Below are 17484 nucleotides of genomic sequence, written 5' to 3'. Positions count from 1 at the left end.
CCATGTCTCATCACGCCCTGCGCCGTTCCGGCGCGGTACTGGCCTGCCTGGCCTGCGGCCTGTCGCCCGCCGCGATGGCCGACGGCTTCTTCGCCGACAGCAAGGCCACCTTGCAACTGCGCAACCTCTACTTCAACGACGATTTCAAGGACGAGTCCGGCCTGTCGCCCCGGGCCGCCGCCAGCGCCCAGTCCCGCCGCGAGGAGTGGGCCCAGGGTTTCCTGCTGGACGCCCAGTCCGGCTACACGCCGGGTGCGCTCGGGTTCGGCGTCGACGCACTCGGGCTGCTGGGGGTGAAGCTGGACTCCGGTCGCGGCCGTGCCGGCACCGAGCTGCTTCCGCGCCATGACGACGGCCGCTCCGCCGACGATTTCTCCAGCCTGGGCCTGACCGCCAAGTCCCGCCTGGCCGGGACCACCCTCCGGCACGGCACCCTGCAGCCGAAGCTGCCGGTGCTGGTGCGCAACGACGCCCGCCTGCTGCCGCAGACCTTCGAGGGCACCCAGGTGTCCAGCGTCGACATCCCCGGCCTCAGCCTGACCGCCGGCTACCTGGATGAATTCCGCCAGCGGGATTCCAGCGACTACCAGCCGATCACGGCCGATGGCTATGGCGGCGAACAGGGCGAAGGCTTCTGGTTCGCCGGGGCCGACTACAAGGTCGGCAAGCCCCTGGTCCTGAGCTACTACCTGGGCGAGCTGGAGGAGTTCTATCGCCAGCACTACCTGGGGCTGGTGCATACCACGCGCCTCGGGCCCGGCAGCCTGGTCAGCGACCTGCGCTACTTCCGCAGCCAGGACGTCGGGCAGGCGCGCAACGGCGAGCTGGACAACGAGATGCTCAGCGCCTTGCTGACCTACAGCCTGGGCGGCCACGCGCTGAGCGCCGGCTACCAGCGGCTGGGCGGGGAGGGCGGCCTGCCCTTCGTCGACGGCGCCACCGTCTACAGCTTCAGCAATGCCGGCGTCGGCAAGTTCGTCGAAGAGGACGAGCGCACCTGGATGCTCGGCTACGCCTACGACTTCACCGCCCTCGGTGTCCCGGGGCTGACCGCCGGCCTGCGCTACTTCAAGGGCCGGGACGGAACCACCGAACTGCGGGGAGCCGAGGTCGCCACCAACGAGTGGGAGCGCGACTTCGACCTGGCCTACGTGGTGCAGTCGGGCGCCCTGAAGGGGTTGGGCGTCAAGTGGCGAAACATCGCCTACCGCTCCAGCTACAGCCGCGACCGCGACAACAACCGGCTCTACCTCACCTACGACATCGCCCTCTGGTAGGGACCGAACCTGCGGGCCCACCGGCCCGAAGTGGCGCTTTCGAGAGCGGGCGCCGCGCCCACGCCCTCACAAGGGGCGTGGGCTTCCTTGATCACGACCACGCCTGTCCGGCCCTTCCGCGCGACGACCCCTCGACGTGGTACGGGCTCCGGTGCCGGGGCCCTTGCGGGTCTCCGGCTTTATTTCCAACCCGAGGAGGTACCCCTGATGGAGTGGCTGATGCAGCCTGAATTCTGGATGGCCCTGGCGCAGATCATCGCCATCGATATCCTGCTGGGCGGCGACAACGCCGTCGTCATCGCCCTGGCCTGTCGCCACCTGCCCGAGCCGCAGCGCCGTCGCGCCATATTCGGCGGGGTGGCCGGCGCCATCGTGCTGCGCATCCTGCTGCTGTTCTTCGCCCTGCAACTGCTCGCCTTGCCCTTCCTCAAGCTGGCCGGGGCGCTGATGCTGCTATGGATCGGTATCAAACTGCTGCAGCCCGAGCCGGAAGAGGCCCACAAAGTAGCGGCCGGCGCCGGATTCTTCAGCGCCATCAAGACCATCGTCATCGCCGATGCGGTGATGAGCCTGGACAACGTGCTGGCGGTGGCGGGCGCGGCCGGTGGCAACCTGCTGCTGGTGAGCCTGGGCGTCCTGATCAGCATCCCCATCATCGTCTGGGGTAGCCAGTTCGTCCTGCGCCTGCTGGACCGCTACCCTCAGGTGGTGCTGCTGGGCGGCGGGCTGCTGGGCTGGATCGCCGGCGGCATGCTGGTGACCGACGTGGCGCTGGCCTCCTGGCTGCCCGAGTCCGCCTGGGTCCACCCGCTGGCTTCCGCCACCGGTGCCACGCTGGTGATCGCCGGCGGGCTGCTGCTGAACCGGCGGCAGCGGCTGGCGGGTGCATCCCGGCCCGAAGTCCATTCCTGAACCCGAAGCGAGGAGCGCGTCGCCATGGAATTGCGCCAATTGCGTTACTTCCTCAGCGTGCTGGAGCACGGCAGCCTGGGGCGTGCCGCCCTGGAGCTGGGCGTCGGCGCCCCGGCCCTGAGCCAGCAGCTCGGCAAGCTGGAGGCTGAACTGGCGACGCGGTTGCTCAACCGCTCCAGCACCGGCGTCACGCCGACCGCCGCCGGCCTGGCGTTCGAGCATCACGCTCGCCTCACCCTGCGCCAGGCGGAGTACGCGGTACTGGCGGCCCAGAGCGGACGCATGAGCGGTTACGCAAGCCTGGGACTGGCGCCGACCACTGCCTCGATACTCGCCAGGCCCCTGATGGCCGCCATGGCGGAGCGTTACCCGCAGATCCGCCTGCATCTCGTTGAGATGCTCTCCGGGTACCTGGGGGCGCAGCTCAATGCGCGCCGCCTGGACCTGGCGGTGCTGTTCCAGGGCGATCCCGGCCCGCGCCTCGGCGTCCTGCCGCTGTTGCAGGAGCGACTGTTCGTTATCGCGCCACCCGAGCTGGTTCCGCCGCACTGGGGCGATGCGGTGTCCCTCGCCGACCTGCAGGCCGTGCCGCTGGTTCTGCCCAGCCTGCAGCACGGCTTGCGGACCACCCTGAACGCGGCCTTCGCCCGTATCGGCGGCGAGCCGCAGGTGGTGATGGAGATCGACGGGCTGACCACCCTGATGACGGCGGTGGCCGCCGGCTACGCCGCCACCGTGCAGCCCGGTGCGGTGGTCGCCCGTTCGCGGGAGGCCGGTTTGCGCGTCTTCCCCATCGCGGACGCGGGCGTGGAGCGGCGCAGCCTGCTGGTGAGCCTGTCCGACGATGAGCTGACCCCGGCGGCGCTGGCGACTCGCCTGGTGGTGCAGACCGTGACCCGGGAACTGGTGGAGCAGGGGCGCTGGCCCGGGGCGCGCCTGTTGCCGCCTGTCGGCCTTCAGCAAAACTGAAGACCCCTGTCGCCCCCGCGCGTTTCGACGGCGGACGTCCCTGTCTAGAGTCGCGGCCGGTGCGAGGGACTGAACGATGCCTCGCCAGAACAGGAGGCAAGATGATCGATGTCCTCGTGATAGGGGGAGGCAACGCGGCCCTGTGCGCCGCGTTGATGGCCAGGGAAGCCGGCGCCAGCGTACTGGTCCTGGAAGCCGCGCCACGGGCCTGGCGGGGCGGCAACTCACAACACACGCGCAACCTGCGCTGCATGCACGACGCGCCCCAGGACGTATTGGTGGATGCCTACCCGGAGGAGGAATTCTGGCAGGACCTGCTCAAGGTCACGGCCGGCCAGACCGATGAGGCGCTCGCGCGCCTGGTGATCCGCGCATCCGCCAGTTGCCGGGATTGGATGCGCCGCCATGGCGTGCGTTTCCAGCCGTCGCTGTCCGGCGCGCTGCACACCGCCAGGACCAACGCCTTCTTCATGGGCGGCGGCAAGGCCCTGATCAACGCCTATTACCGCAGTGCCGAGGGCCTGGGCGTGAAGGTTCGCTACGACGCACCGGTCAGCCGCATCGAACTCGAACAGGGCCGGTTCGTCGCCGCCCACCTCGACGAGCGAGTCGTCGAGGGTCGCAGCCTGCCCGCCGAGCGCATCAGGGCCCGGGCCTGCGTGGTCGCCGCCGGCGGCTTCGAGTCCAATCGCCAGTGGCTGCGGGAGGCCTGGGGGCGCAACGCCGAGGGCGAATGGCCCGCCGACAACTTCCTGATCCGTGGCACGCGCTTCAACACCGGTGTGCTGCTGCGCAACCTGATGGAGCAGGGCGCCGACGCCATCGGCGACCCCACCCAGGCGCACATGGTGGCCATCGATGCGCGCGCCCCGGAGTTCGACGGCGGCATCTGCACGCGGATCGACTGCGTGTCCCTCGGCATAGTGGTCAACCGCGAGGGCCGGCGCTTCCACGACGAAGGCGAGGACTTCTGGCCCAAGCGCTACGCCATCTGGGGCCGTCTGGTAGCGCAGCAGCCGGGGCAGGTGGGCTATTCCATCATCGACCGCAAGGCGCTGGGCCGCTTCATGCCGCCGGTGTTTCCCGGCGCGATGGCGCAGACCCTGGACGACCTGGCGCGACAACTGAACCTGCCAGCCGCAGCCCTGGTGGAGACGGTCGGCACCTACAACGCCGCCTGCCGGGTGGGCACCTTCGACCACACCCGGCTGGACGACTGCCACACCCGGCAGCTGGTGCCACCCAAGTCCCACTGGGCACTGCCCCTGGACAGCCCGCCTTACTACGGCTACCCGCTGCGTCCGGGCGTGACCTTCACCTACCTCGGGTTGCGCACCGACGCGACCGCAGCCGTGCATTTTTCCGGTGAACCGAGCCCGAACCTCTTCGTGGCCGGGGAAATGATGGCCGGCAATGTGCTCGGCAAGGGCTACACGGCGGGCGTCGGCATGTCCATCGGCACCGCCTTCGGCCGCATCGCCGGCGTCCAGGCCGCCCGCGCGGCGGGTTTCCAGCATTCTTCCAGCGAGCGACACGATGACCGTGCATGCGTATGAGCCGGCCGTTCCGGGTGAACCGACCGGCAACCTGATCCCACTCCTCAACCTCGACGAAGGCGAAGTCGACCGGCAACTGCGTATCTGCAACGCCTGCCGCTACTGCGAGGGCTTCTGCGCGGTGTTCCCGGCCATGACCCGGCGCCTCGCCTTCAGCCGAGGCGACATCCACTACCTGGCGAACCTCTGCCACAACTGCGGTGCCTGCCTGCACGCCTGCCAGTACGCCAGCCCCCACGCCTTCGCGGTCAATGTGCCCCGGGCGATGGCACGGGTCCGCGCCCAGACCTATGCCGATTACGCCTGGCCACGGGGCTTCGGCCGCCTGTACCGGCGCAACGGACTGACCCTGGCCCTCGCGCTGGTGGCCGGCCTGTCGCTGTTCCTGCTGCTGGCCCTGGCGATCAACGGCACCCTGTTGCCGGGGCCTCTGAAGGGGAATTTCTACGCTGTATTCCCCCACGACGTCCTGGCCCTCGGCTTCGGCAGCGTGCTGCTGGCCGCCGTCTTCGCCCTGGGTGTGGCGACCCGCCGCTTCTGGCGCGAGGTGTCGCCGGCGACCCTGCCCACGCCTGCCGCGCCCGGGGCGCTGGCCGAGGCCACCGGTGCGGTGCTGACGCTGAAGTACCTGGATGGCGGACACGGCGAAGGCTGTCACGACGGCAGCGACCGTTTCACCCTTTGGCGGCGCCGTTTCCATCACCTGACCTTCTACGGCTTCCTGCTCTGCTTCGCGGCCACCGCCGTCGCCACGGGCTACCACTACCTGTTGGGCGAGGTCGCGCCCTATCCGCTGCTGAGTCCGCCGGTGCTGCTGGGGACGCTGGGCGGCATCGGCCTGGTGATCGGGCCAGCGGGGCTCCTGCTGCTCGGCAGCCGTCGCCTGCCGGAGCACGGCGACCCCGGGCAGCGACCAATGGACCGTGGCTTCATCCTGCTGTTGCTGCTGGTGAGCCTGTCGGGCCTGGCATTGCTGGCCTGGCGCGACAGCGGCACCATGGCGATCCTGCTGGCGGTCCACCTGGGCGCGGTGATGGCCTTCTTCCTCACGCTGCCCTACGGCAAGTTCGCCCACGGGATCTTCCGCAGCGCCGCCTTGCTCAAGTACGCGATGGAAAAGCGCCAGACCAGGGGACCCGGACTCGGTGGGGAATGACGGGAGAGTCGGATGGACCACCCCGCCAGGCGGCGGGGTGGTGGAGGCTCAGCCCTTCAGCGCCGGGGTGCGCGGCGGAACGATGCGGCGCGAACCGGTGGACTCGAAGGCGGCGGCATAGCGCAACAGGGCGTTGTCGTCGTAGGCGCGGCCGGCGAAGGTCAGGCCGACCGGCATGCCGATGTCGGCCATCAGGCCCATGGGCACGGTGACGGTGGGCACGCCCAGGTGGCGGATGGCGAGGTTGCCGTTGGCCACCCAGACGCCGTTGCTCCAGGCGATGTCGGCGGAGGCGGGGTTGACGTCGGAATCGGCCGGGGCCACGTCGGCGACGGTGGGGAAGAGCACGGCGTCGAGGCCCTGGGCCTGCATCCAGTCCTCCAGGTCGAGCTTGCGGGTATGTTCCAGGCCGCGCAGGCCGTCGGGGAGGGTCTCGATCTGGTCCCAGGGCGTGATGCCGCGCTCGGCCATGGTCACGTACTCGGCCATGCTGGCCGCCAGGTCGCCCTCGCGGTTGGGCAGGGTGCCGGGCTCGTGGGGGAAGATCTGCGGGCCGTCCACGTCCTTCAGGCGGTTGAGCCTGGGATCGCCGTTGGCCTGGAGGAAGTCGTCGAAGGCCCAGGCGGTCAGGTCCCAGAGTTCGTGGTGGAGGAATTCCTTGGAGACGATGCCCCGGTTGTACACCGTGGGCGCGCCGGGGCGGTCGCCTTCGCAGTTGGACACCAGCGGGAAGTCCACCTCCACCACCTCGGCGCCGGCGGCCTCCAGGGACCGGCGCGCCTGCTCCCACAGGTCAATGACGCTGGGGCGGGTGTGGATGCGCTGGCCGGTGGGGCCGCCGATGCCGGGGTTCTCGCTGGTGCCGGCGTCCGGGTCCTGGTTGATGAACATGCGCGGCACGCCGAAGCGCTTGCCGGCCAGGGCTTCGGCGCCGGCGGCGAGGTCCTGGTAGCGGGCCGGGCGCACCTCGGCGACCGAGGGGATCGGCACCCAGGGTTGCAGGCGCCAGAGGTCGCCGCGCTTCTCGGTGTCCTCGGCGACTATCACGTCGAGGACCTCCAGCAGGTCGGTCATGGTGCGGGCGTAGGGCACCACCACGTCCATGGTCGGGGTCAGCGGCCAGTTGCCACGGATGGAGATCACCCCGCGGGAGGGGGTGTAGGCGCACAGGCCGTTGTTGGAAGCGGGGCCCCGGCCGCTGGACCAGGTTTCCTCGGCCAGGCCGAAGGCGGCGAAGCTGGCCGCCGTGGCGGTGCCGGCACCGTTGGAGGACCCGGAGGCGAAGGGCGCGGTGAGGTAGGCGGCGTTATAGGGGCTTTCGGCGCGACCGTAGACGCCGCGCTGCATCCCGCCGTTGGCCATGGGCGGCATGTTGGTCTTGCCCAGGCAGATGGCGCCGGCCGCGCGCAGGCGCTCGATGGTGAAGGCATCGCGGTAGGCCACCAGGTCCTTGAAGGCCGGGCTGCCGGAGGCGGCGGTGAGGCCCTTGACCAGGTAGCTGTCCTTGGCGGTGTAGGGGATGCCGTCCAGCGGGCCGAGGGTCTCGCCCCGGGCGCGGCGGGCGTCGGAGGCTTCGGCCTCGGCAAGGGCGTCGGGGTTGCGCACCACCACGGCGTTGAGGGCGGTGGCGGTGTCCGGGCCGTCGTAGGCGTCGATGCGGGCGAGGTAGGCCTTCACCAGTTCGACGGCGGTGGTGCGGCCCGACTCCAGCGCGGCGCGCAGGTCGGCAATGGAAACTTCGGTGACTTCGATCATGGGGTTGACGCCTGTTCTGGGTGGGGCGCGCCGCCCGCGCGGGGCGACGAATCGTTCAGGCGCTTATTAAACACCAGGCAGGCCGCGTGCGCTGCTAGTGGCCTGTCTGGTTGATTGGTTCATCTGTCGCGGTTTTGTCGGCTGGATGCACTTCCCTCACCCCCGGCCCCTCTCCCGGAGGGAGAAGGGAGACCAGCGCTTGCTCGCTCGGATTAAAGTCAACGAACTTAGCAAACAGGACACTAGAGCCTGGAGTCGGTAAGGAAGCAGGCGTCCTCGTCGCCACGCAGCACGTAACCCTCGTAGAGGTTCTCGAAGTCCAGCTCGCCAAAGCTCTCGGCCAGGAAGTCCAGCAGTGTCCTCACCGAGTGAGGCAGGCCTCGCCGGGAAGGGAAGAGCGCGTGGACGACAGCGCCCCTGGGCCTCCACTGATTCAGGACAGGGGCCAGCACCCCATTGCGGATGTCCTTGAAGACCACCAGCCTGGGAAGCTGGACGATGCCGCCGCCCTCCAGGGCGACCCGGCGCAGGGTGATCATGTCGTCGGTCACCAGTCGGGGCGAGTGCCGCACCGTTGCCTGGACGCCCTCGGGACCTTCCATGTTCCAGAGGTACTGGCGGGCACTGGGGCCCATGTCCAGGCTTGGAAAACGGATCAGGTCCGCCAGGCTTCGGGGTTGGCCCAGTCGTTCGATCAGGGTGGGGGCGGCCACGAGTTCCTGGGGGCTGGCCGACAGCCGCTTCATGGTCAGGCCACTGTCCTCGAAGGGGGGAAAGCCGACTCCGAGGACGATGTCGAACCCCTCGCGCAGCGGATCGACCTGGCGATTGGTGCTTTCCAGGTGCATTTCCACCTCGGGGTAGCGCTGCATGAAGCGGGCGAGCATACCCGCCACCAGGAAGTTGAGCAGGGCCGTGGGGCAGGCCAGACGCACCAGGCCTCGTGGCGTGGCCTGGCTCTGGTCGATGACCGCCTGGGCGGCCTGCGCGCCATCCAGCATCGTCAGGCAGTGCTCGTAGTAGGCGACCCCCAGGTCGGTCACCGCGAACTGACGAGTGGAGCGATTGATCAGGCGCACGCCAAGGCGTCCCTCCAGGGTCGCCAGGTGACGACTCAATCTGGATTTGGGGATGTCCAGGGCGCGACTGGCCGCGCCGATTCCCTGATGCTCAACCACCTGGGTGAAGTAGTACAGCTCGTTCAGGTCATACATCGCGTGATGTTCCATCTTTGAAATGGTCAGTTCCGATCCGGCGCCTACCGGCATGACCGGTGCGCATCTAAGGTGCCCTTCGCCGATGGGCCAACCGGCCCGTCGATCCGGATCGAGCAGTCGCTGGAAAAAGTGAAGCTGGCGCTGACGATCGCGCAACCGTCCCGGGGCAAGCGCCCCAGGCGCACAGACGAGGTGTGACATGAGCAGGAAGAAGATGCTGGTGGTACTGACCAGCGTTCCCAAGTACCCGAATCTCGCGCGTGCAACCGGCCTCTGGTTGGGCGAGGCCGTGCATTTCGTGAAGAAGGTCGAGGCGGCGGGCTATGCGGTGGATTATGTGAGCCCCGAGGGTGGCTACACGCCAATCGACCCCCACAGCCTGGCGATGGCGGACGAGACCGACTGGGCCTGGTACCAGAACCGCGCCTTCATGGGCCGTCTGGGGGCTACGCTGAAGCCCAGCCAGGTCAATCCGGATGACTACTCGGTGATCTATTACGCCGGGGGCCACGGAGTGGTCTGGGATTTTCCCGACAACGAAGAGCTTCAGGCCTTGAGCCGGCGCATCTTCGAGAATGGCGGCATCGTCTCGTCGGTCTGCCATGGCGCGGTGGGGCTGCTGAACATCCGGCTGTCCGACGGCTCGTTGCTGATTGCCGGTAAGGAGGTAACGGGGTTCTCCAACCAGGAGGAGCAACTCGCCGAACTCGACAAGTACGTGCCTTACCTGACCGAGGACGAGTTGGTGAAGCGCGGTGCGATCTACAAGAAGGCCGCCGAACCCTGGTTGCCCTTTGCGGTCGCCGACCAGCGCGTGATCACTGGCCAGAATCCGGCCTCCGGAGGCCCCGTGGCAGACCTCGTACTCAAGGCGCTCGCCGCCTGAAGTCCCGTTCCGCTGACGCCCCCGTGCCGCCACGCCCGGCCGGGGGCGTTGCCATTCTCGTTGGAGGCTGTCGTTCAATGCACTTTCCACTTCATGTCATGGCCCGTTTCCGTGTCAGGGCGGAGTACCTGGAAGAGTTACTCCTGCTGCTGGCCGAGTTGGCCGAGCGCAGTCGGCAGGAACCGGGTTGCCTGGAGTATGGCTACTACCAGTCCGTCGATGATCCTCTGGCGTTCTCTTCATTCGAGTCCTGGCGGACCCCCGCGGACGAAGTTGCCCATTGGCAGGCGACGCACGTGCGGCAGGCCCTGGTCCGGGTCGCGCCCATGTTGCACGCCGCGCCGGAGATCGTCCGTGCGGCCCGAATCGCCTGAGCCGCCCGGTTCCGTCAACCGCCCACGGTGGTGCCGGGGGCGGTAGCGCCGGGACGCGGCTTTACCAGAGTGGCAGGCTGTAGCTGATGATCAGGCGGTTGTCGTCCAGATCGTTGCCGAAGTGGCGGGTGCGGACCGTTGCGTTTCGCCATTTCACCCCGAGGTTCTTCAGGGGGCCACCCTGGAACACATAAGCGAGGTCGGTGTTGCGCTCCCACTCCTCGCCCTCCGGCCGAGCAGTGCCCAGGTCGATTTCACCGCCACTGAGGTAGCGGGTCATGAAGGTCAGGCCCGGCACGCCCAGTGCGGCAAAGTCGAAGTCGTAGCGCAGTTGCCACGAGCGTTCGTCGCGGTTGGCGAAGTCCCCGAACTGCACGTAGTTGAACAGGAAGGGATCGCTGCCGGCGATATACGCATAACCGGTGTCGCCAGCCATCCGCTGGAAGGCCGCCGCCAGCGTATGGGCGCCGTGGCGATAGGTCAGCATGGCGCCATAGGCATCGTTGTCGACATTGCTCGAGCCCGCATCGCGGGCGCTGGCCAGGCGAACCTCGGCCTTCAGCGATTGCAACGGGGACAGTGGGAGGTTGTAGCTGAGGTTGAAGAGGTGCTGCCGATAGAGGTCCTCCAGTTCGCCGTAGTGATAGGCCGATGCCAGGTTGCCGTTCCATTGATAGGTCAGCCCACCGAAGTTGAAGGCGTCGCTGGCCTTGCGGCTGGTGATGCCTATGGCACCGGCGCTGCCGTTGCTGAGGGTCATGTCCTCGTAGTCGGAGGAGTTTCTCTGGTTGACCTGGGTGAGGCGCCCGGCGTCCAGCACCAGACCGTCGATTTCCTGGGAGCTGAGGTGCATCCCTCTGAACGTCTGGGGCAGCAGGCGCCCATCGTTGTAGGCCACCGAAGGCAGTCGGGGTTGCAGGGTTCCCAGTTTCAGCAGCGTGCGGGAGGTCCTGAGTTTGGCGGTCAGCCCCAGTTCTCCGTATTCGTCCTGTGCCTCGCGGGTCTCCCGGTCCTGCTTGAGGAGCTGGGTACCGCTTCGCCCCGAACCTGAGTCGAGCTTCACACCCAGCAACCCCAGGGCATCCAGTCCCACGCCGAGACGGCCTTCGGTAAAGCCGGACTCCAGTTTCAGCAGGAAGCCCTGGGCCCATTCTTCCGCCTTGGCCTGGGGCGCTGTCGACTGGCGGAAATCCCGGTTCATGTAGAAGTTGCGCAGCTCCAGGCTGGCCTTGCTGTCGCCAATCACGTCCGCCTGGGCTGCGACGGACAAGCCGAGGGCGCCCCCGGCCAACAGGAGGTCGGTGGTGAGGGTGTTGCGGGTCATCGGAGGTTCCTTTTGTTGTTGTGCTTGTGGTGAAGGCGGGAAAAAAAGCGCGACTCGAAGGGAAGGTGAGTCGCGCGACGCTCAAGCGGTAGAAGGGCCTGGATGCGGCCAGGTTTCTCAGTGGGAGGTGGCGCCGGAGATACCGAGCCCGGTTTCGGCTCGCACGTTCTGGTCGGCGAATCCCTGTCGGTCCAGGGCGGCCCTCGCGCTGCGGTCCAGCTTCGACACCACCACTATCGCCAGGAAGGCCAGCGGCATGGAGAACAGTGCCGGGTGGTCGTAGGGGAACAGGGCCTTCTCCTGGCCCAGTACGGTCACCCAGATGGTGGGAGAGAGGATGACCAGCGACAGGGCGGACGCCAGGCCGATGAGCCCGCCCCAGATGGCGCCGCGTGTCGTCAGGCCGGGCCAGTACATGGCCATGATCAGTACCGGGAAGTTCGCCGATGCGGCGATGCCGAACGTCAGGCCCACCAGGAAGGTGATGTTCACCTGCTCGAAGAGGATGCCGAGGGTGATCGCCACCAGCCCGAGTCCCAGCACCGCCAGGCGCGACACGCGCATTTCCTGCGCCTCACTGGCCTGTCCGCGCTTGATCACGGTGACGTAGAGGTCATGGGAGATGGCGGATGCCCCCGCCAGCGTGAGGCCGGCCACGACGGCGAGGATGGTGGCGAAGGCCACGGCCGAGAGAAAGCCGAGGAAGAGGTTGCCACCCACGGCTTGTGCCAGGTGCATGGCCACCATGTTGCCGCCGCCCACCAGGGCGCCGCCGAGCTTGCCGTCGACGAAGAAGCGCGGCTCGGTACCGACGATGACGATGGCGGCGAAGCCGAGGACGCAGACCACGAGGAAGAAGAACCCGATGAAGCCCGAGGCGTAGAACACCGATTTACGCGCTTCGCGCGCATTCGGCACGGTGAAGAAGCGCATCAGGATATGGGGCAGTCCTGCCAGTCCGAATACCAGCCCCAGCGCCATGGAAGCGACGTTCAGCGGGTTCGACAGCATGCTTCCGGGCCCCATGATGTTCCAGCCATTGGCATGGGTCTCGACGGCACGCTGCGCCAGGGTTTCCAGGTTGAAGTCGAACTGTGCCAGGGCCATCAGCATCAGCGCGCTGCCACCGGCCAGGAGCAGGATGGCCTTGGTGATCTGCACCCAGGTGGTGGCGAGCATGCCGCCGAACACCACATAGACCAGCATCAGAACGCCGACCACCACCACTGCCACGCCGTAGTCCAGGCCGAAGAGCAGCTTGATCAGTTGCCCGGCACCGACCATCTGCAGCAGCAGGTAGCAGGTGACCACCGTCAGCGAGCCGCAGGCCGCCAGCACGCGGATGCGGCGCTGGTCGAGGCGGAAGGAGACGATGTCGGCAAAGGTGTAGCGGCCCAGGTTGCGAAGCCGCTCCGCCATCAGGAAGGTGAGGACCGGCCAGCCGATGAAGAAACCGGTGACATAGATGACACCGTCGTAACCCTTCGCGAACACCAGGCTGGAGAGCCCCAGGAGCGTCGAGGCGGACATGTAGTCGCCTGCGATGGCCAGCCCGTTCTGCATGCCGCTGATGCCGCCTCCGGCCGTGTAGAAGTCGTGGGTGGACTGGGTGCGCCGTGCGGCCCACCAGGTGATCAGCAGGGTGATGCCGACGAACAGGAGGAACATGCCGATGGCGTGGAGGTTGGGGCCTGACTGGCCGGTGTCGGCGCGGGCGATCAGGGGCAGGGCGGCGAGGCCGCCGATCAGGATGGTTCTCATGCCTGGCTCTCCTCGATGATGCGTTGGCCGAGTCGGTCGTAGTGGGTGTTGGCGCGATGGACGTACCAGCCGGTGAGCAGCCAGGTGATCAGGATCAGCAAGGCGCCCAGGGGCAGGCCGAGGCTCAGGTGGCTGCCGGGATAGAGCGGCAGGTGGAGAAGATCCGGCCGTATCGCGGCAACCCCCATGAACAGGAAATAGGTGGCCAGCACCAGCAGCGTGAGGCGCCAACTGGTGCGGGAGCGGGACCGGACCAGGGCGATGAATCTCGGGTCCTGGCGGATACGCTGGTAATGGTCTGCCGTGGATTCGGGTGTACTGGACATGGTGCCTCCGCTTTTTTTGTTGTAGGGCTGCCCGTCGACCCGCCGATGGCGGCGGGCCGTGGTTCTGGGGTCGGGGATGGCGCCATCAGCGCCAGGCGTAGTCGGCGAAGCGCTCGCGCAGGGTCTTCTTGCTCACCTTGCCGGTGGCCGTGTGAGGCAGTTCGTCCAGCAGTTCGCTGGCGTCGGGCAACCACCATTTCGGCACCTTGCCTTCGAGGAAGCGGATCAGCTCCCCATGGCACGGCGGGGCGTCGGCGTCCCGCGGGACGACCACCAGCAGGGGGCGTTCGCTCCAGCGCGGGTGGGCCACCCCGATGACGGCGGCTTCGGCCACTTGCGGATGGGCCATGACGACGTTCTCGATCTCCACGGAGCAGATCCACTCGCCGCCGGACTTGATCACGTCCTTGATCCGGTCGGTGATCTGCATGTGGCCGCTCTGGTCGATGGTGGCGATGTCACCGGTATCGAACCAGTCGTCGGACCCCGCCTGGCCGAAGTAGGCGCTGCGCACCCAGGGCCCCCGTACCTGAAGCGCCCCGGCGCTCCGGCCATCGTGGGGCAGCGTGCTCCCGGACTCGTCCAGCAGGCGCATCTCGACGCCGAACAGCGCCCGCCCGGACTTGAGCAACTGTTGGCCCCGGGCCGGCTCCGGCAGGTCGTCGTACCCTGGCTGATGGCGGTTGTAGCTGCCCATGGGACTCATCTCGGTCATGCCCCAGGCATTCTCCAGGGCGACTCCCTTGCGCGCCATGGACTCCATCAGGGCCAGTGGGCAGGCAGCGCCGCCGGTGACGGCGCGTCCGAGGCTGGGCACGCGGAGTTCATGGTGGTCCAGGTACTGATCGATGTTGGCCCAGAGTGTCGGTACGGCCAGGGAAAAGGTGACGGCCTCGTCGTTGATGAGTTTCACCATGGCTGCGGCATCGCCCACCTTCGGCCCCGGCAGGACCAGTTTGGCGCCGGCCATGGCGGCGCTGTATGGCATGCCCCAGGCGTTGACATGGAACATCGGCACCAATGGCATCACCACATCCGTTGCCCTCAGCCCCAGGTTGTCGGCCATGTTCTGGGCCATGCCATGGAGCACCGTGCTGCGGTGGCTGGCGAGTACGCCCTTGGGGTTGCCAGTGGTGCCGGAGGTGTAGCAGAGGCCGCTGGCCTGGCGCTCGTCCAGATCCGGCCAGGCATGGTGGTCCACCGCTGAAGCCAGCAGCGATTCGTAGCTCAGCAGCCCGGGCAGTCGGCTGGCGGGGAGCTGGTCCTCGTCGCACAAGACGATGAAGCGCCGCACGGTCGGCAGCTCCTGGTGCAGTTCCTCCACCAGCGGAACGAACTGCGGATCGATGAACAAAAGATCATCCTCGGCATGGCGAACGATGTAGCGGATCTGCTCGGGAAAGAGCTTGGGATTGATGGTGTGGCATACGCGCCCGGAACAGGGGATGCCGTAGTGGAGTTCGAAATGCCTGTGGTCGTTCCAGGCCAGGGTGCCGACGCGCGCGCCGGGCGGGCAGTCCAGGACGTCGAGGACATTGGCCAGCCGTGCCGCACGGGAGAATGCGTCGGCATAGCGGTAGCGATGCACCTGGCCATCGGCGAACAGGGAAACGATTTCGGTATCGGCCGCCACCTGCAGCGCATGCCGCATGATCGCAGTGATTCCCAGGTTGAAGTTCATCATCTGGCCTTGCACGGGCAACCTCCTGCCTTGTTCTTGTTGGGGCAATCAGGCCTCGACCGGGTGGTCGCGGACTCTTAGGAGGGCTGGAGCAAGGGCTGTGCCAGCGCTATCAAGACAGCAGGTCGTTTTTGAAGATAAATAACAAAATCAATGGCTTGGATCATCAATCTGTGGCGGGTGCCGGGGCGAGCAAGGGCGCTCGCCGGAGGTTTCAATTTCAATCCTGCAATGCCTTTCCAGGAATGAAATCAGGCGGCAGTGGTCCCTACGCCGGGCGCCCGGCCCGCAGTCGACGCCAAAGCGTCGTGCGGCTGATTCCAAGCTGGCGAGCGGCGGCATCCAGGTCGCCGTTGCAGGCCTCGACCACCTCCCGCGCGTAGGCTGTTTCATGAGCCTTGCCGACGCTGCGCAGATCGATGGCCTCACCTGTCACTTCATGGGCAGGCAGCGTTGGCGCGGGGTGTTCGAACAGTTCGGGAAACAGGCGACGCAGGGCTGCCTCGTCCTGCCCCTTCGTCGATCCGAGGACCTGGGCGGAAAGGGCGGCGCGTTCCACCAGGTTCTCGAGCTCGCGGATATTGCCCGGCCAACGGTGGGTTTCCAGGCGTGGCATCAGCTGCTGCAGGAGCGCCCGCCCGGCCCGGGCCGCCGCCTCCGGCAGGGGCAGGCGAGCGAGGATGGCGCTGGCCAGCAGGGCGATGTCCTCCGAGCGCTCGCGCAGAGCAGGTACTACCAGCCGAAGGATGTTCAGTCGGTAATAGAGGTCTTCGCGGAAGCGTCCGTCGGCCATGCGACCGCGCAAGTCGCAGTGGGTCGCGGCGATCACCCGGATATCCACCGGTGTGGGCTCCGACGCGCCAAGACGCAGGACCTCGCGTTCCTGCAGGACCCGCAGAAGCCGGGTCTGCAGGCTCACCGGCATGTCGCCGATTTCGTCAAGAAACAGCGTGCCGGTGTGCGCGGCTTCGATCAGGCCGGACTTCCCGCCCTTGCGGGAGCCGGTGAAGGCACCTTCCTCATAGCCGAACAGTTCACTTTCGAGGAGCGTCTCCGGAAAAGCCGCGCAGTTGATGGCGACGAAGGGACCGGCCTGGCGCTGGCTGTCGTTGTGCAGGCTCTGGGCGAGCAGTTCCTTGCCGGTGCCGCTCTCGCCGGTGATCAGCACCGTGGAGTCGGTGTCGGCATAGCGCCGGGCCAGTTCGAGCAGGGCACGGAAGTTGGACGCCTGGCCGAGGATCTGCTCGAAGCGATAGCGCGCGGTGAACTGGCGAGGCCGCGCCTGGCTGCGGATGCGGCGGTCGGCGCGCTGGATGGTGGTGGGCTCCTGGCAGGAAATGACCACCCCGTCGGTTCGGTCTTGCTCGATGATGGGCGTGACGTTGGCCACCAGGGTGCGGCCGCCGGCACGGATCAATCGGCTTTCCTCGCTCTCGCCCTTGCCCAGGGCGGCCGAGATATCCAGCTCCGGGATCAGTTCGGCAAGCGGGCGTTCGCGCGCCCGCTCGGCTGAGATGCCCAGCAGTTCCACCATGCGTGGGTTGATCGATTGCACCAGGCCCTGTGCATCCACCGCGATCACACCGTCGCTGAGGTTGCGCAGGACGGCATTGAGCCGCTGCTGCTGTATCGCTGACTGGGCGCGGCTGCGACAGATGGCGAGGGCCTCGTCCAGGGTGCGGCGCACCGCGTCGCTGTTGAGTGCCAGCACGCCCTGGGCACCGGAGGCTTCCGCCAGCTCCACCGCCGTGGAGGAGCCCACGATGACCCGGTAGCCATCGTCCGCGAGTTGGCGGACCTGCTGGCGTGCCTCTTCGAAGTTCGTGTAGGTGGCCTGGCGGAGATCGACGGTGAACAGGGATGCCATGGCATCCAGCTCGGGATGGGCTTGCTGGAAGCTGACGATGCCGACCTTGGTGGCCCGCCCCCTGGCGAGGTCGAGTGCGCGAATCAGGTCGTATTCGCCCATGTGGATCGACAGGATGGTGGTGGTGATGTGCCGGCGCAGGTACTCGGCCGTGGCACCAGAGCAGATGATCAGGTCGACGTCCTCGCGGGCTTCCAGCGCCTTGCCCGTGTGGCGCAGGTCGCTGACCGAGGTTTCGACGATTTCCACCAGGGCCCGTGCCTGGTAGTCGGGTATCACCTCGCGGACGATCCGGGCCATGCGGCTGGGCCCTTCCGGTGCTCGCAGGTGTGTGATGAGCGCGATGATGCGGGGCAGATAGGGCGCGTTGGGCATGGGGAATTCCGGAGGTCCATTTCTTTTTCCAGACTGAAACAAAGATTT

At 67.4% G+C, this 17484-nt stretch carries 14 protein-coding genes; 7 read left to right on the top strand and 7 right to left on the bottom strand.

All coding sequences use genetic code 11. The annotated features are described in order from the left end of the window. Positions 1-2: 2 nt before the first annotated feature. The 5 genes from KF707C_RS15160 to tcuB all read left to right on the top strand — a co-directional run bounded on the left by KF707C_RS15160 (position 3) and on the right by tcuB (position 5870). Positions 3-1277, top strand: coding sequence for an OprD family porin (locus KF707C_RS15160; RefSeq protein ID WP_003450543.1), 1275 nt, complete (start codon positions 3-5; stop codon positions 1275-1277). 207 nt (positions 1278-1484) lie between these two features. Continuing rightward, the gene (locus KF707C_RS15155) at positions 1485-2189 is read left to right on the top strand and encodes a TerC family protein (protein ID WP_003450541.1); all 705 of its coding nucleotides are present in this window, start codon (positions 1485-1487) and stop codon (positions 2187-2189) included. 24 nt (positions 2190-2213) lie between these two features. Then, the gene (locus tag KF707C_RS15150; protein ID WP_003450539.1) at positions 2214-3158 is read left to right on the top strand and encodes a LysR family transcriptional regulator; all 945 of its coding nucleotides are present in this window, start codon (positions 2214-2216) and stop codon (positions 3156-3158) included. Positions 3159-3259: 101 nt separating this feature from the next. Beyond that, positions 3260-4714, top strand: coding sequence for an FAD-dependent tricarballylate dehydrogenase TcuA (gene tcuA / locus KF707C_RS15145; RefSeq protein ID WP_003450537.1), 1455 nt, complete (start codon positions 3260-3262; stop codon positions 4712-4714). Further along, positions 4695-5870, top strand: coding sequence for a tricarballylate utilization 4Fe-4S protein TcuB (gene tcuB / locus KF707C_RS15140; protein WP_003450536.1), 1176 nt, complete (start codon positions 4695-4697; stop codon positions 5868-5870). The genes tcuA and tcuB overlap by 20 nt, the downstream gene beginning before the upstream one ends. A 48-nt stretch (positions 5871-5918) precedes the next feature. Here the strand turns inward: tcuB and KF707C_RS15135 are convergent, their stop codons facing one another. Continuing rightward, positions 5919-7625, bottom strand: coding sequence for an amidase (locus KF707C_RS15135; protein ID WP_003450535.1), 1707 nt, complete (start codon positions 7623-7625; stop codon positions 5919-5921). Positions 7626-7867: 242 nt separating this feature from the next. Continuing rightward, entirely contained in the window at positions 7868-8839 is a 972-nt protein-coding gene (locus KF707C_RS15130) for a LysR substrate-binding domain-containing protein (protein ID WP_003450534.1), read from the bottom strand. Positions 8840-9041: 202 nt separating this feature from the next. Here KF707C_RS15130 and KF707C_RS15125 point away from each other — a divergent pair, with 202 nt between their 5' ends. Both KF707C_RS15125 and KF707C_RS15120 read left to right on the top strand, forming a co-directional pair. Further along, complete coding sequence (locus KF707C_RS15125; protein WP_003450532.1) at positions 9042-9728, top strand: type 1 glutamine amidotransferase domain-containing protein; 687 nt, start codon at positions 9042-9044, stop codon at positions 9726-9728. 77 nt (positions 9729-9805) lie between these two features. Then, complete coding sequence (locus KF707C_RS15120; RefSeq protein WP_003450529.1) at positions 9806-10102, top strand: putative quinol monooxygenase; 297 nt, start codon at positions 9806-9808, stop codon at positions 10100-10102. A 61-nt stretch (positions 10103-10163) separates the two neighbouring features. On the opposite strand, the gene KF707C_RS15115 is transcribed toward KF707C_RS15120, so the two are convergent. The 5 genes from KF707C_RS15115 to prpR form a co-directional block, all read right to left on the bottom strand. Continuing rightward, a complete protein-coding gene (locus tag KF707C_RS15115) occupies positions 10164-11426 on the bottom strand; it encodes an OprD family porin (RefSeq protein ID WP_003450528.1) in 1263 nt (420 codons plus the stop codon). Between the two features lie 117 nt (positions 11427-11543). Then, positions 11544-13187, bottom strand: a complete 1644-nt coding sequence (locus KF707C_RS15110; RefSeq protein WP_003450527.1) for a cation acetate symporter — start codon at positions 13185-13187, stop codon at positions 11544-11546. Continuing rightward, positions 13184-13513 carry a DUF485 domain-containing protein gene (locus KF707C_RS15105; RefSeq protein ID WP_003450526.1) on the bottom strand — a complete coding sequence of 110 codons (330 nt, stop codon included), beginning with the start codon at positions 13511-13513 and terminating at the stop codon, positions 13184-13186. Before KF707C_RS15105 ends, KF707C_RS15110 begins: the two co-directional genes overlap by 4 nt. Positions 13514-13598: 85 nt before the next feature. Beyond that, entirely contained in the window at positions 13599-15209 is a 1611-nt protein-coding gene (locus tag KF707C_RS15100; RefSeq protein ID WP_003450524.1) for a long-chain fatty acid--CoA ligase, read from the bottom strand. A 253-nt stretch (positions 15210-15462) separates the two neighbouring features. After that, the gene (gene prpR / locus KF707C_RS15095) at positions 15463-17436 is read right to left on the bottom strand and encodes a propionate catabolism operon regulatory protein PrpR (RefSeq protein WP_003450523.1); all 1974 of its coding nucleotides are present in this window, start codon (positions 17434-17436) and stop codon (positions 15463-15465) included. Positions 17437-17484 lie beyond the last annotated feature (48 nt).

The organism is Pseudomonas furukawaii (assembly GCF_002355475.1).
Taxonomy (GTDB): Bacteria; Pseudomonadota; Gammaproteobacteria; order Pseudomonadales; family Pseudomonadaceae; genus Metapseudomonas; species Metapseudomonas furukawaii.
This window is presented reverse-complemented; position numbering and strand designations above follow the sequence as displayed.

Coding starts and splice junctions, on each gene's coding strand:
- KF707C_RS15160 (WP_003450543.1), top strand. CDS start 3: ATGTCTCATCACGCCCTGCGCCGTTCCGGCGCGGTACTGGCCTGCCTG.
- KF707C_RS15155 (WP_003450541.1), top strand. CDS start 1,485: ATGGAGTGGCTGATGCAGCCTGAATTCTGGATGGCCCTGGCGCAGATC.
- KF707C_RS15150 (WP_003450539.1), top strand. CDS start 2,214: ATGGAATTGCGCCAATTGCGTTACTTCCTCAGCGTGCTGGAGCACGGC.
- tcuA (WP_003450537.1), top strand. CDS start 3,260: ATGATCGATGTCCTCGTGATAGGGGGAGGCAACGCGGCCCTGTGCGCC.
- tcuB (WP_003450536.1), top strand. CDS start 4,695: ATGACCGTGCATGCGTATGAGCCGGCCGTTCCGGGTGAACCGACCGGC.
- KF707C_RS15135 (WP_003450535.1), bottom strand. CDS start 7,625: ATGATCGAAGTCACCGAAGTTTCCATTGCCGACCTGCGCGCCGCGCTG.
- KF707C_RS15130 (WP_003450534.1), bottom strand. CDS start 8,839: ATGTATGACCTGAACGAGCTGTACTACTTCACCCAGGTGGTTGAGCAT.
- KF707C_RS15125 (WP_003450532.1), top strand. CDS start 9,042: ATGAGCAGGAAGAAGATGCTGGTGGTACTGACCAGCGTTCCCAAGTAC.
- KF707C_RS15120 (WP_003450529.1), top strand. CDS start 9,806: ATGCACTTTCCACTTCATGTCATGGCCCGTTTCCGTGTCAGGGCGGAG.
- KF707C_RS15115 (WP_003450528.1), bottom strand. CDS start 11,426: ATGACCCGCAACACCCTCACCACCGACCTCCTGTTGGCCGGGGGCGCC.
- KF707C_RS15110 (WP_003450527.1), bottom strand. CDS start 13,187: ATGAGAACCATCCTGATCGGCGGCCTCGCCGCCCTGCCCCTGATCGCC.
- KF707C_RS15105 (WP_003450526.1), bottom strand. CDS start 13,513: ATGTCCAGTACACCCGAATCCACGGCAGACCATTACCAGCGTATCCGC.
- prpR (WP_003450523.1), bottom strand. CDS start 17,436: ATGCCCAACGCGCCCTATCTGCCCCGCATCATCGCGCTCATCACACAC.